This is a genomic window from Methylomonas sp. EFPC1, assembly GCF_016925515.1.
Lineage (GTDB): Bacteria > Pseudomonadota > Gammaproteobacteria > Methylococcales > Methylomonadaceae > Methylomonas > Methylomonas defluvii.
This window is the reverse complement of the sequence record NZ_CP070494.1, coordinates 2,913,703-2,926,736: the sequence shown is the minus strand read 5'-3', so window position 1 is coordinate 2,926,736 and position 13,034 is coordinate 2,913,703. Positions and strand designations below refer to the sequence as shown.

Annotated in this window: 12 protein-coding genes; 6 read left to right on the top strand and 6 right to left on the bottom strand. The window is 51.6% G+C overall.

Annotated elements, in window-relative coordinates:
• Position 1 precedes the first annotated feature (1 nt).
• From JWZ98_RS13455 to JWZ98_RS13445, 3 genes are all read left to right on the top strand, one after another.
• Positions 2–673 carry a zf-TFIIB domain-containing protein gene (locus JWZ98_RS13455; protein ID WP_205450423.1) on the top strand — a complete coding sequence of 224 codons (672 nt, stop codon included), beginning with the start codon at positions 2–4 and terminating at the stop codon, positions 671–673.
• A gap of 297 nt (positions 674–970) precedes the next feature.
• Positions 971–1,921, top strand: a complete 951-nt coding sequence (locus JWZ98_RS13450; RefSeq protein ID WP_051669954.1) for a glycosyltransferase — start codon at positions 971–973, stop codon at positions 1,919–1,921.
• A gap of 12 nt (positions 1,922–1,933) precedes the next feature.
• On the top strand, positions 1,934–3,973 hold the full coding sequence (locus tag JWZ98_RS13445; RefSeq protein WP_101051956.1) for a GtrA family protein: 2,040 nt from the start codon (positions 1,934–1,936) through the stop codon (positions 3,971–3,973).
• A 36-nt stretch (positions 3,974–4,009) separates the two neighbouring features.
• On the opposite strand, the gene JWZ98_RS13440 is transcribed toward JWZ98_RS13445, so the two are convergent.
• The 6 genes from JWZ98_RS13440 to JWZ98_RS13415 all read right to left on the bottom strand — a co-directional run bounded on the left by JWZ98_RS13440 (position 4,010) and on the right by JWZ98_RS13415 (position 11,456).
• Complete coding sequence (locus JWZ98_RS13440; RefSeq protein ID WP_051669950.1) at positions 4,010–4,570, bottom strand: chorismate lyase; 561 nt, start codon at positions 4,568–4,570, stop codon at positions 4,010–4,012.
• 3 nt (positions 4,571–4,573) lie between these two features.
• Positions 4,574–6,661 carry an ATP-dependent DNA helicase RecG gene (gene recG / locus JWZ98_RS13435; RefSeq protein WP_205450422.1) on the bottom strand — a complete coding sequence of 696 codons (2,088 nt, stop codon included), beginning with the start codon at positions 6,659–6,661 and terminating at the stop codon, positions 4,574–4,576.
• Between the two features lie 42 nt (positions 6,662–6,703).
• Positions 6,704–7,099 carry a RidA family protein gene (locus JWZ98_RS13430; RefSeq protein WP_020482115.1) on the bottom strand — a complete coding sequence of 132 codons (396 nt, stop codon included), beginning with the start codon at positions 7,097–7,099 and terminating at the stop codon, positions 6,704–6,706.
• Between the two features lies 1 nt (position 7,100).
• Entirely contained in the window at positions 7,101–9,284 is a 2,184-nt protein-coding gene (locus tag JWZ98_RS13425; RefSeq protein WP_020482114.1) for a bifunctional (p)ppGpp synthetase/guanosine-3',5'-bis(diphosphate) 3'-pyrophosphohydrolase, read from the bottom strand.
• A gap of 5 nt (positions 9,285–9,289) precedes the next feature.
• Positions 9,290–9,529 carry a DNA-directed RNA polymerase subunit omega gene (rpoZ, locus tag JWZ98_RS13420; RefSeq protein ID WP_033156558.1) on the bottom strand — a complete coding sequence of 80 codons (240 nt, stop codon included), beginning with the start codon at positions 9,527–9,529 and terminating at the stop codon, positions 9,290–9,292.
• A gap of 475 nt (positions 9,530–10,004) precedes the next feature.
• Positions 10,005–11,456 carry a M48 family metalloprotease gene (locus tag JWZ98_RS13415; RefSeq protein WP_205450421.1) on the bottom strand — a complete coding sequence of 484 codons (1,452 nt, stop codon included), beginning with the start codon at positions 11,454–11,456 and terminating at the stop codon, positions 10,005–10,007.
• A 127-nt stretch (positions 11,457–11,583) separates the two neighbouring features.
• Here JWZ98_RS13415 and tusD point away from each other — a divergent pair, with 127 nt between their 5' ends.
• From tusD to JWZ98_RS13400, 3 genes are all read left to right on the top strand, one after another.
• Entirely contained in the window at positions 11,584–11,973 is a 390-nt protein-coding gene (gene tusD / locus JWZ98_RS13410; protein ID WP_205450420.1) for a sulfurtransferase complex subunit TusD, read from the top strand.
• A gap of 7 nt (positions 11,974–11,980) precedes the next feature.
• Entirely contained in the window at positions 11,981–12,337 is a 357-nt protein-coding gene (gene tusC / locus JWZ98_RS13405) for a sulfurtransferase complex subunit TusC (RefSeq protein WP_205450419.1), read from the top strand.
• Positions 12,338–12,428: 91 nt separating this feature from the next.
• Entirely contained in the window at positions 12,429–13,013 is a 585-nt protein-coding gene (locus JWZ98_RS13400; protein ID WP_033156554.1) for a PilZ domain-containing protein, read from the top strand.
• The last annotated feature ends 21 nt before the right edge of the window (positions 13,014–13,034 follow it).

Sequence of the window (13,034 nt, the reverse complement as noted above, 5' to 3'; positions counted from 1 at the left end):
CATGGCCAACTGCACGAGTTGTTCCGCACCCTTGCCTGCCAACACACAGTATTGCAGTTATTGCGGCGTCCGCAACGACATCGATTTGCTAGGCAAGCACGACTATCAAGTCATCGATGCCACCAGCGAGCGAGTTTGCCCGGAATGCGCGCAAAGCCTGCAAACCATTAGTCTGGATGCCGCCGGTTCCCTACATATCGAGCGGTGCGCCAATTGCTATGGCTTATTTTTCGATCCCGGTGAAATAGAAACCTTGCTGGATAGCGCGGTGGCGCCTGTGGTTACCGTCAACCTGGAACTACTGAGCAATATTAATAAGGACCGCTACCCGAAAAATGCCACCGTAAAATACCTTAAATGCCCGGTGTGCCAGGTGTTAATGAATCGGGTGATCTACGGCTATCGCAGCGGAGTGATTATCGACCAATGCAGAAGCCATGGCATCTGGTTGGATGGTGGACAAATCAGTCATCTGCTGGAATGGAAAAAAGCCGGCGGCCAGATTTTGAATCAGCAAAAAATCACTGCCAAACAAGAAAAAGCCAGCTCCGAGCAATTCAAAAAGGCCTTTCGGAAAGACTATTCCCGCCCGCAACAAAGCTATGGCGAACAAAGCATCGACGGCGATTTAGTGGCGTCGGTCGCCGAAGTGATATTCAAGATTTTTGAGTAACTTTAGTGTCGCCGGTTGTACTTGGGCTGTGATTTTTTTGAATAACGCCGAAGCAGGTCGGTTTTGCGCTATTTTCAATCGGGATTTCTGTGTGAGTGCTTTGCCTTGCTAAAATCGCCGTGCCGCCATATTCTTATTCGATAAGTCGGGCCCTAAAATGCCTCGATTGAGGTTGGGTTTCGAATTCGCGTTAAAAAACCAAAAGACACCCATCCGCGGTGTTGCAATAACAAAAATGTCCGGCTCTGACAGCTCGGAAAATGCCCAAGAACAATATTTAGCGAGTAAGGATGGTTGATGAATAGTTATGCTCAGGACGGTTCCAAAATCGGCAAAATTGCCGTACTTTTGCCTTGTTATAACGAGGGGCTGTCGATCAGAAAAGTGGTTGACGATTTTCGTAAAGAGCTTCCGGATGCTACCGTCTACGTTTACGACAATCGTTCTTCCGATAACACAATTGCAGAGGCCACTCTAGCGGGCGCGGTGGTGAGATCAGAACCGTGGCCGGGGAAAGGCAACGTCGTCAGGCGCATGTTTTCGGATGTCGATGCCGATATCTACATCATGGCCGACGGCGACGGCACTTACGATTCTAAAGTTGCCGGGCAAATGATACAGCGTTTGGTGGACGAACATTTGGATATGGTTGTAGGTACCCGGCGTAACGTATTCGAAAATGCCCATAGGGCCGGCCATGGTTTTGGTAATCGGCTGTTTAATGCGATGTACCGCAGTCTATTCGGGCCGCTGTTTACGGACATTTTTTCCGGCTATCGAGTTTTTTCGCGGCGCTTCGTAAAAAGTTTTCCGGCGATATCCAGCGGTTTCGAGATAGAAACCGAAATGTCCGTTCATGCCAGTCAATTGCGCATGCCCATCGCGGAAATGCCCACCGATTACGGCGCGCGCCTAGAGGGCTCCGCCAGCAAACTGCGTACGGTTCGGGATGCGTTCAGAATACTGTTTACCTTTCTGATATTGTTCAAAGAAATTCGTCCGGCGCGTTTTTTTGGCGTGCTTGCGATGGGCCTGATTCTGATTGCGCTGGTTCTGGCTCTGCCGCTATTGCTGACATATTTAGATACTGGCTTGGTACCGAGATTTCCCACCGCTATTCTGGCAACAGGCATAGTGCTATTGGCTGGCATATTCACGGTTTGCGGTTTGATTCTGGATAGCGTCGCCCGCGGCCGCCTCGAACAAAAGCGCATGTGGTATATGACAAACAGCAGAAGTCAGGCATAGGTTGTAATCCGGATGTTTATTCGCTTCCTGCTCGTCGGCGGAGCCGGCTTTTGTATCGATGCCGGTCTGACTTTTTTGCTGATACAGCTTAGCTTGGCGCCTTGGTTGGCGCGTATTCCGGCTATTTTTTCCGCAATGCTATTTACGTGGTTGGCCAATCGGTGTTTTACCTACCAAGTCGAACATTCCCGTTCTATCCGCGAAGGCGGGCGCTATATGCTGGTGGCATTGAGCATGGCTTTAATCAATTACCTGATTTACTTGGTTTTGGTTAGTTATGGCTTGTTGCCGATGTTGGCGGTGACCTTGGCAACCGCTTGTCAGACCATTCTCAGTTTTCACGCCTATCGTTATTTCGTATTCAGTGATGCCGCCGCCGGTAATACAAACAGCGATTTGCGGCAGAAATTATCTAGCGGAACAAGTTTGGAGGGCTTTGTTAGGGCAAGCTCTTGGTATCCGGATTTGGCTGTATTTGGTATTGCCACCGCGATTCTCGCGGCGGCAATGATAGTTTTGCGCGGCTTGGACAGTGGCTTGACCGGCAGCGACGAGGGGTCTCATTTTTTGAATGCGTATCTGATCTGGTCGTATGTCACCACAGCATTCGGGCAGAATCCCATGCAGTACGCCACCGATTTTTACGTGCATTACCCCAAGATTTCGATTGGGCATTGGCCGCCGCTGTACTATGCGTTTCTGTCATTATTCTTCTTCATCCTGCCGCATGCTACCTTTCCGTTCATGCTGGTCAATTTGCTGATAGGGGCGCTACCAGCTTTATTGGTGGCACGTATTACCAGGCAAGTTCTGGGTATGCCTTGGGCGCTTTTGGCGGCGATTGCTTATGTCTGCATGCCCGTCACCATTAATAACACCTTGCGATTAATGTTGGATCAGGCTTTGGTTGGCTTGTGCGTGTTGGCGGCCATGCAGTGGAGTGGTTACACCCAACAGCCCACCTTACGCAGAGGTTTGACCTACGCGGCTTTAACGTCAGCCGCTATCCTGGTAAAAGGCAACGGCTGGTTAATGGGCGTATTCCCATTTTTCCATATTGCTCTGACGGGACGTTGGCAGATACTGCTGAATTGGCGTACATACGTATCGGGTTTCGCGGCGTTGGCTGTCGTGGGGGCCTGGACGGTAGTCACCTACAAAATATCCAGCGATGGTTTCAATTACGCTTGGGGTATGGATTACTTTGTTTTGGCTTTATCGGCGTTCCTTCCAGCCATATACGCCAATATCGGGCCGATAGGGACAATCGCGGCGCTAGTCGGGGTAGTCGTCAGTGTGAGCGGCAGGGCGGATCCTGCTATAAGGGAGGCGGGGCTTACCGGCCTGGCCATGGTGCTTGCCACTATTATCTTTCATGCCATCGTGCCGGTGGATTTGGATCAGCGGTATATGTCGTCCGCCATGCCTTATATGGCGATTTTTATCAGCATGGGTGCCGCAGCCGCAGTACGGCGTTGGCAGTGGGCATTTGCTAGGCCTTGGCTGGTGGCAACAGTCTTGATCTTTGTGTTTTGCGCTCCCGGCTGGTTTTTTCTTGTCGACCGCGCGCCAAGGTTTGATTTGCGCATGGATTTGGTAGCCGAACAAATTATCAGCCAGGCGCCGGGTACGGTGACGATTGTCGACGGGCATGCGGGTACGGAGGGTGCGTTCGCTGCCGAATTGGCGTTACGCGACAAGTTTTTGCAGTGCTACGTGGTGCGAAGTTCGCAGTTGTTGGCAAAATCGGACTTCATGGGTAAACGCTACGCCCTAAGAACGGAGTCGCCGCAAGCCGTGTTGGATTTGCTGGATCAGGTTTCGGCAAGTGCTGTGGTAGTTGCTGAAGGCCCGTTAATCGAACCGCATTTTGCCCACTCTGATTTGTTGCTTTCGGCATTGAAACAGCCGAATTCGCCGTTTCGATTAGCGCAAACTTATCAGCACTACCGGCACGATGGCCGAACCTATTTGTATCTGCGCGACACGCCGATACGATTGGATCGGGAAGCGGTCAAGCGTGTCAATTTTCCCGAAAAAGCGCCACTATGACGCATGGTAGAAAAGGCGGCTTGAGCCGGTTCTCGATTACACATTCAGCACCCCCGGCAGAAAAAACTCCGCGACCAACAACGGTTGCCGATGGATCGCATAAACCGTTCGCCGCCCCCAAATAGCATCGTCTACACCAACCGCCGTTTGCAAACCTGGCGACCAAATGCCTGTATCAGCCCGACTGAACTGTCTCTGGCGGCGCTCCAAATCCGGATAGGCGAAAATCACTTCACCCAAGGGCCTGGTGCCGAGATGGGATAAATTACGGTGGGCGATTTCGATGGTCGGCTCCGGTAGGATGGTGCGGGCCAGTACCAAGGGCTCGCCATCGGCATGCAGTAACACTTCCCGGATCAATTGGTAGCGGCAGGGCGGCAAGCCCAATAGTCGGCATTCGTCTATGAAAGCCGGCTTCCAGCGGTGGAATAACACTTTTACGCCGAAGCGGCTGCCGTGGATGCCGCGCAGACGTTTGGTCAGCGAGCCGGTTTCATTGAGCCAGGATTGCAGATCGTTCGGCAGTTGCCGTTGGCTGCTTGGTTCGTGGCTTTTCCAGATGGGCGGGCGGCTGAATAGAAAACTTTTGTCGGGCAAGCGTTAAACCTCGGCGTAATGGCGGCTATGGCCGATCCAGCGTTGGATCAGCGGTTGAATGACATTGGGGTGTTGGCTGTGGATCAATTGCGCGGCGGCTGGGATCAGTTCCAGCAGGTCTCTGTCGCGCTCTAGGTCGGCGATTTTGAACTGTATCTGCCCGGTTTGGCGGGTGCCCATCACTTCGCCGGGGCCGCGCAATTCCAAGTCTTTCTCGGCTATGACGAAGCCGTCGTTGCTTTCTTTCAGGATAGCCAGGCGTTGCTTGCCGGCTTGCGAGAGCGGTGATTGATACAGCAGCAGGCAATAGCTGTCCTGGTCGCCGCGGCCGACGCGGCCGCGCAATTGGTGGAGCTGCGACAAGCCCAAACGCTCCGGATTTTCGATGATCATCAGGCCGGCGTTGGGTACGTCCACACCCACTTCTATCACCGTGGTGGCGACCAATAAATCGCAATCGCGATTTTTAAAGGCTTGCATCACCGCGTCTTTTTCCGCGGCTTTCATCCGGCCATGCACCAGGCCGACACGCACGTTCGGCAAGGCTTGGCATAGATAGGCTGCGGTTTTCTCGGCAGCCTCGCATTGTAGAGCCTCGGATTCCTCGATCAAGGTGCAGACCCAATACGCTTGGCGTTGCTGCGCCACCCAATGTTCGATACGGCCGATGACTTCTTCGCGGCGTTCCGAGGAAATTACGCTGGTGGCGATGGGTTTACGGCCGGGCGGCAGCTCGTCGATGATGGAAATGTCCAGGTCGGAATATTGCAACATCGCCAGGGTGCGCGGAATGGGCGTGGCGGTCATGATCAATTGATGGGGCCTTAAGCCGCCGTGCTGGCCTTTCTCGCGCAAGGCCAGGCGCTGATGAACCCCGAAGCGGTGTTGTTCGTCGATGACGATCAAACCCAGCTTGTGAAAATGCACGCTGTCTTGAAATAGCGCATGTGTGCCAATCACGATGTTCGCCGAACCGTCGGTTAGCGCTTCCAAAGTGGCTTGCCGGGATTTGCCTTTTAATTGGCCGGTCAGAAACAGCACTTGATAGCCGGTCTCGGCGAACCATAGGCTGAAGTTACGAAAGTGTTGTTCGGCCAACAATTCGGTAGGTGCCATGATCGCGACTTGATAACCCGAGTTCAGCGCCAGCAAACTTGCCAGAGCCGCCACTACGGTTTTGCCGGAACCGACATCGCCTTGCACGAGGCGCAGCATCGGTTGTGCTTGGCGGCAATCGCTTTCGATTTCGGTGCAAACCCGCTGTTGTGCTGCGGTCAGTTGAAACGGCAAGCCTTGCAGGAATGCCTGATTCGCAGCCTGGTTTATTTCGAAAACCGGCGACTGCCAGCTTTTATAAGCCAATTTGCCTTGCAATAGCGCCAGATGGTGGGCTAAAAATTCCTCAAAAACCAGGCGTTTTAAGGCGGGCAGGGAGCCGCCGCTGATGATCTCCGCCGATAACTGCGGTGGCGGATTGTGTAGAGTTTGCAGCGCGTCGTTCAGCGTAGGGTAGCCATACTCGGCCAACAAATTGGCCGGTAGCCAGTCCGTGATCGCGTTGTCGCTTGCCAAACATAGTGCTAATGCCTGTTTGATGGCTTTACGCAATGCGGATTGGGAAATACCTTCGGTCAGCGGGTAAACCGGTGTTAACGTGGTTTCCAGGAGTTGCTCGGCAGCAGAAACGATTTTATATTCCGGATGCACCATTTCTAGGCCGTTGTAACCGTAACGGATTTCACCGAAACAGCCGAGCAGGGTGCCGGGTTTAAGTTGTTGGCTTTGTTGGACGGTGAAGTGAAAAAACCGGATCGACAAATTGCCGCTGTCGTCGGCAATGCGGCAAATCACGCTGGGCCGGCCACGCTGGATGCTGTCGGTAAATTCGACCGTACCGCAGACCAACGTGGTCATGCCCGGCAATAATTGAGCGATGGGAACGATACGGCTGCGGTCCTGATAACGCAAGGGTAGGTGGAATAATAGGTCTTGCAGGGTATGGATGCCCAGTTTTTCCAGGCGGGCGGCGGATTGTGAACCGATGCCTGTCAGCGAGGTGACAGGCTGTTTATGCGGTTCCGGATGGTTCATGAATACACAAATGAGGCCAGTTAAAGCGCCCCGTTGGCTTTATCAGTAGTATTCGTTGCGCAATACCATCACGCCGTCCATTTCCACGCCGACGCCTTTGGGTAATGCCGCAACGCCAATCGCGGCGCGAGCGGGGTAGGGTTGGCTGAAGTACTCGGCCATGATTTCGTTGACGATAGGAAAATTGCTTAAATCGGTCAGAAACACATTGAGTTTGACGATGTCGTTGAAATCGCCACCGGCGGCTTCGGCTACCGCTTTCAGGTTATCGAATACCCTGCGGATATGCACGGCGATGTCGCCGTCGACGACTTGCATGGTTTCCGGGTCAAGCGGGATTTGCCCGGATAAATAAACCGTCTCGCCGACTTTGACGGCTTGCGAATAGGTGCCGATGGCTTGCGGGGCCAATGGCGTCGAGATGATTTCCTTGTTCATGCTATGCCTTGATGCGGGTAATTTTTAAAACGATGGAGAGTTTTTTCAGCTTGCGGATGATATTGGCCAGATGCACGCGATCCTTTACGGCTAAGGTCAGCAAATCCACCGATACGCGATCATCCTGGCTGACCACCGTAATATTTTCGATATTGGAATCCATGCTGGAGATGGTCGAGGCGATGGTGGCCAGCGAACCGCGTTGGTTTAACAATTCGATGCGAATTTCTGCGGGGAATTCGCCGCTGGCTTCCGGGCTCCATTCCACATCCAGCCAAGTAGTCTGTTTTTTTCTGACTTCATTGCTGTTGCGGCATTCGTGATGATGGACGACGATGCCCTTGCCGGGATTGAAGAAGCCGATAATCGAGTCGCCGGGAATTGGCCGGCAGCATTTGGCTAGGCTCACGACGATGCCTTCGGTGCCTTTGATGATTAAAGGCGTTTTATGCGTCGATTCGTTGTCGTCGAGTTTGACGGCCGCGTTCACGTCGGTTTGGCTGATGCGTTTGGCCACCAGAAAAGGCATGCGATTGCCCAGGCCTATGTCTTCCAGCAACTCGTTCATCGAGTGTTTTTTCAACACCTGCAATACCTGGATGATACGGGTGTTATCGACATTTTCCAGTTGAATGCCCAGGCTTTGCAATTCTTTTTCCAGCAGGCGGCGGCCCAGATTGATCGCTTCCTGCTGATTGAAGTTTTTCAAATAGGCGCGGATGCAGCTGCGGGCCTTGGCGGTGGTGACGTAGTTCAGCCAAAGGGGATTCGGTCTGGCCCAAGTGGCGGTAATGACTTCCACCGTCATACCGTTTTCCAGCTTGGTTTGCAGCGGCACCAGTTTCTTGTCGATGCGCGCGGAAATACAGGCGTTGCCGACATCGGTATGTACCAGATAAGCAAAATCGACAATAGTCGCGCCGCGCGGCAGCTTGATGATTTTGCCTTTGGGGGTAAACACGAAAACTTCTTGCGGGAACAGATCGACTTTTAGGTTATCGATGAATTCCAGCGAATCGCCGGCGGATTTTTGAATCTCCAATAAATCGCGCAGCCATTCGTTGGCGCGAGCCTGGATGGTTTCACTTTTATCGTTGTCGGATTTGTATAGCCAATGTGCAGCAATTCCCGATTCCGAAAGACGATGCATCTCGTGGGTGCGAATCTGAATTTCGATAGGTACACCGTAAGGGCCAATCAATATGGTGTGCAGCGACTGATAGCCGTTGGCTTTGGGCAAGGCTATGTAGTCCTTGAAGCGGCCGGGAACTGGTTTATATAAGTTGTGTACGCAGCCTAAAGCCCGGTAACAGTCGTCGACCTGATGGCAATAAATGCGGAAAGCGTAGACATCAAAAACGTCGGTAAAGGAAATCCGTTTACTGAGCATTTTTTGATAAATGCTGGCGATGTTTTTTTCTCGGCCCGCTACTGCGCCGTCCAAGTTGGATTCGTTTAGACGATTTTGGATGGCATTCTGGATGGTGTCGATGATTTCCTTGCGGTTACCGCGCGATTTTTTCACGGCATTATTGATAGCCGTATAGCGGTTGGGATAGAGCGCTTTAAAGCCCAACGATTCCAACTGATGCCGCACGTCGTTCATGCCCAGCCGATTGGCGATGGGGGCGTAAATTTCCAGCGTTTCCTTGGCAATGCGGCGTTTTTTATCGACCGGCATATTGCCCATGGTTTGCATATTGTGCAAACGGTCGGCGAGTTTAACCACGATTACCCGTAGGTCTTGCGCCATGGCCAGAAACATTTTTCTGACGTTTTCCGCTTGCGCTTCGGCGCGGGAACGGCTGTCGATTTTGGAGAGTTTGGTCACGCCATCAACCAGTTCGGCCACTTCGACGCCAAACTGTTCCCCCAGTTGTTCCTTGCTGATAGGGGTGTCTTCGATGACATCGTGCAGAATGGCCGCCATGATGCCATGGTGATCCATGTGCATGCTGGCCAGTGTGATCGCTACGGATACCGGATGGCAGATATAGGCTTCACCGCTTCTGCGGAATTGCCCGGAATGCGCGGCCGCACCGAAATGGTAGGCGCGGATCACATCGTTGATTTGTTCTTGGTCGAGATAGCTGCGCAGGATCTCGCAGAGCTGGTGAAGAAGTTTTTCTTCAGGATGCTCGATAGCAGGTAGCGCTGGTGCGGGTTTGACAGCTATCTCGGGCATGGGTGTTAGATTTCCAGATGGGTTTCCGAAACGTAACCTGCGCGATGCAAACGGTCGATATTTTCTTCGTTGACAAAGCCTGCGGCTATTTCACGAAGTGCCAGCACAGTGTCTTTATCTTTGCCGCGTGGAACGAATTCATCGGCGCCTTTTTCCAACTGCCGTGCTCTTTTGCTGGCGAGTAACACCAATTTGAAACGGTTTTCAACATTTTCCAAACAATCTTCAACGGTAACGCGTGCCATTATTAAACCTTATCTGAGTTTGCGGGGGATCTTCGCCCGATAGACTTTAACAGTACTGAGCGGACAGGGTTGAATTATAAGATAAACGGCGCACTTAGGCCAATCGAGGCTGCAAGCGGCTAGGTGGAGAAAGTAAAACGACAGGCAATAAAAAGCCCGCTATACGCGGGCCCGTCCTGTTTGTTGTAATTATTATTGTTATTGTGTTGGACGCCTGCCTTAGGGCAGTTTAGTCAAGCAATTACTATTTTATAGTTATTATTATCAGCCGTTTTACCGGCTGTTTCCCTCCCCCCTCAAAGATGCAACCCGTTAAGGTTGAATGCACTCCGTATTCAAGGTGGGCGCAGTGTATTTTAAAAAAAACCGGGTGTCCAACAAAAAAATCAGTTTTATTTCGGGAAATGGTTTTGCCCCGAAATTAATTTTCTTAAACAAAAACTTAGCTAGCATCAGGTTTATCTAATGTTTGAAATTAGCGTTCCATTCGGCGCGATTCTTCCTCGCTGAGAAAGAAATTTAGCCGTTCGTTGAGGATGGCTTGTAGCTGAAAGCTGAGATCAGTCTGTTGTTTTGCCAATCTGATTTGCATGATCGCCGCTTCGGTTTCGCCGCTGGCGTAATAGTATTCGGCCATGTAGCGATGCGATTCTCCGGGCTGTTTGAGGTCGGCGAAAATCTGTGCGAGTAGTTCGTAATAATACGGCTGGTCTTTCTCGCTATCCGACAAGCTTTGTAACACTTGTTTTGCGCGTTGCGGTTGAGCGTTCTTGACCAGGCTGCGGGTATATTGAATTTTTAGGGCGTCATTGCTGGGGAAGGTGTTAATCGCTTTCTCAAATAATTTGCCGGCTTTTTCGTATTCGTGCGCATCCATCGCTGTGCGGGCCAGCGCCGATATATATTGTGGTTGCGACGGATATTGCTCGGTGAGTTTTTGAAAAATTTCGCTGGCTGCGGGGTATTGTTGATTTTCCAAATATACCAAGCCCATGCCATAGCGGGCGACAGCTCTTTGTTCCGGCGTGCCTTGCATTTCGAGCGTGGTGAAATGCTGTAGCGGAGTGCGTTTGTCCTGCGCAGTCAGCACGGTAAGCTTGGCCTTGGTCAACAAATACGCTAATGAATCCGGATATTGCCGGTAGGGATAGATTTCCGCTCGGCCGCGGGTGTCGGCCACCCGATTTTCGGATACCGGGTGGGTTCTTAAAAATTCAGGTACGCCTTTGCCGTAATACCGCGTCGATTGCTGTAAGCGTTCGAAAAAAGTCGGCATGCTGCGCGGGTCGTAATTGGCACCGGCTAGGGTTTGCATACCCACCCGGTCTGCTTCTTTTTCGTGGTCGCGGGTAAAATCGATTTGAAACTGAATATTGCCGGCTTGGATGGCCATTAAAGCCGCTTGGCCCATATTGGGGGACTGGGTGCCGATCAAAATCGCCGCCAACGTGGCGGCGACGGTCGGGATCGACAACTTGCTGGCTTTTTCAATGGACCTGTATAAGTGGCGTTGGGTAACGTGAGCAATCTCGTGAGCCATTACCGATGCCAGTTCGCTCTCCGCTTCGGTCAAAAGGATCAAGCCGGAATTGACGCCGATATATCCTCCTGGGCCGGCAAAGGCGTTGATATTGGGGTCCATCACGACAAAAAAGTGGAAGGGATTCGAAGGCGTGTCGCTGTGGGACGCTAATTGCCGACCTATGTTCTGGATGTATTGTTGGATTTCCACATCCTGATTAATTTCGGCTTGTTGATGCAAATTACGAAAAAAAGCCTCGCCGAACTCCTTTTCCTGAGCGGGTGAAATGATCGCGCCTGCTGAATCGCCCATGTCCGGCAGTTGGATTTTTTCGATGTCCAAGGCTCGCGGCGACGGACAGAACAGGATCAGGCCAAGGCTGAAAATAAGAGGCTTAATTGTCATGGAAGCTCGGACTGGAAGCAGTAAGTTTGGTTCAATGGCGAAACAATGCGCGGCAAAAACGGGCAGCTTGAACGTGCTCGTATTAAAATAGGCCGAATATTGAATTTAACGATTATTTTACAGCGCGATGAAATATGCCGTACAAGTTAATGCCAGTCCTTACGCCAGCAATGCCGGCCTGAACGCCTATCGTTTTATTGAGGCGGCGTTGGCGGCCGAGCACCAAATTCTGCGAGTATTTTTTTACAAGGAGGGTATTTATCATGCTTTCCGTTATGCCCAGCCGCCTGAGGATGAATTTTCGATTACTCGACATTGGTCGGCTTTGGCTGAGCAATATGGTGTGGATTTAGTGGTGTGCATCTCGGCGGCGCAGCGCCGGGGTTTATTGTGCCTTGATGAGGCTGCACGTCAGGGTAAGCAGGATGACGACACGGCGCCGGGGTTTCGGATAGCCGGTTTAGGACAGTGGCTGGAGGCGACTCTGCTGGCTGACCGCAGTATTGTCTTCGGTTAAATGTGCCATGAAACGTTATCTATTTATCATGCACCGCTTGCCTTACAGCGGGGGGCATCTGCAAGAAACGCTGGATGCGATTTTGACTGCCGCGGCCTTTGATCAGCACGTCGCCTTGCTTTTTGTCGACGATGCCGTGTGGCAATTAAAAAATCAGCAGCAACCTGGCGGATTAGATTTAAAGGATACCTCGGCAATTTTTCAGGCCTTGCAAATTTACGACGTTAACGATTTGTACGTAGAAGAAGAATCTTTGCAGGAGGCCGGACTCACATCCACCGATCTAATCTTGCCTGTCGTCAGTCTGCCGCGTGTCGAAGTTAGCCGCTTGATGCATCGTTACGATCTTATTATTTCTGATTGATGCTGTGGAATTAAACAGTTGAAGCCGCTTAAGCTAAAATTCTTTATTCGTAATATTTACCCCACTTAAGTAGACCGAGGACGAGCACACCATGGCGGATGAAATTGAAGAAAAAAGGCGTTATTTTCGAGTCAACGACACGATAAATCTGCTGCACAAAGTCATCGACAAAAAAAATGTCGACGCCTTGAGTCATGTCTCTAATGATGTATTGGGCAATTGTTCATTGACCTCCGCCTTGGACGTGTTGGCGCAGGAAGCTCGCATGTTGTCGCCGCGCCTGGAAAGGCGCGATCCGGAAATGTTTGAATATCTGAAGATCATCGACACCAAAATCAACCTGATCGCCCAGGCGATCAGCGCACAGAGCGAAGAGTTTTCCGAACACGATACCCGCGACGTCAGTCTCAGCGCCACTGGGTTAGCTTTTAGCAATGAAACACCTATAGCGGTTGGCGAACTTCTGGAACTGCGGATGCTGCTGACCTCCTGTATGGCGGTGATCGTGGCCTACGCGAATGTTGTCCAGTGCAAGGATATTTCCGGTGAAAGCCCGGAGCGGCCGTTCTTTATCTGTGTTGAGTACGTCAATCTCAAAGAAGACGATAGAGAGCTGTTAATCAAGCATGTCGTCAAGAAACAATTGCAACAATTGCGTGATAAAAACGAGTTTTAGCTGCATAGTCCGGCTTTACTG

Bases quoted from the DNA above. Each gene is read 5' to 3' on its own strand.
- JWZ98_RS13455 (WP_205450423.1), top strand. From the start codon at position 2: ATGGCCAACTGCACGAGTTGTTCCGCACCCTTGCCTGCCAACACACAG.
- JWZ98_RS13450 (WP_051669954.1), top strand. From the start codon at position 971: ATGAATAGTTATGCTCAGGACGGTTCCAAAATCGGCAAAATTGCCGTA.
- JWZ98_RS13445 (WP_101051956.1), top strand. From the start codon at position 1,934: ATGTTTATTCGCTTCCTGCTCGTCGGCGGAGCCGGCTTTTGTATCGAT.
- recG (WP_205450422.1), bottom strand. From the start codon at position 6,661: ATGAACCATCCGGAACCGCATAAACAGCCTGTCACCTCGCTGACAGGC.
- JWZ98_RS13430 (WP_020482115.1), bottom strand. From the start codon at position 7,099: ATGAACAAGGAAATCATCTCGACGCCATTGGCCCCGCAAGCCATCGGC.
- JWZ98_RS13425 (WP_020482114.1), bottom strand. From the start codon at position 9,284: ATGCCCGAGATAGCTGTCAAACCCGCACCAGCGCTACCTGCTATCGAG.
- rpoZ (WP_033156558.1), bottom strand. From the start codon at position 9,529: ATGGCACGCGTTACCGTTGAAGATTGTTTGGAAAATGTTGAAAACCGT.
- JWZ98_RS13415 (WP_205450421.1), bottom strand. From the start codon at position 11,456: ATGACAATTAAGCCTCTTATTTTCAGCCTTGGCCTGATCCTGTTCTGT.
- tusD (WP_205450420.1), top strand. From the start codon at position 11,584: ATGAAATATGCCGTACAAGTTAATGCCAGTCCTTACGCCAGCAATGCC.
- tusC (WP_205450419.1), top strand. From the start codon at position 11,981: ATGAAACGTTATCTATTTATCATGCACCGCTTGCCTTACAGCGGGGGG.
- JWZ98_RS13400 (WP_033156554.1), top strand. From the start codon at position 12,429: ATGGCGGATGAAATTGAAGAAAAAAGGCGTTATTTTCGAGTCAACGAC.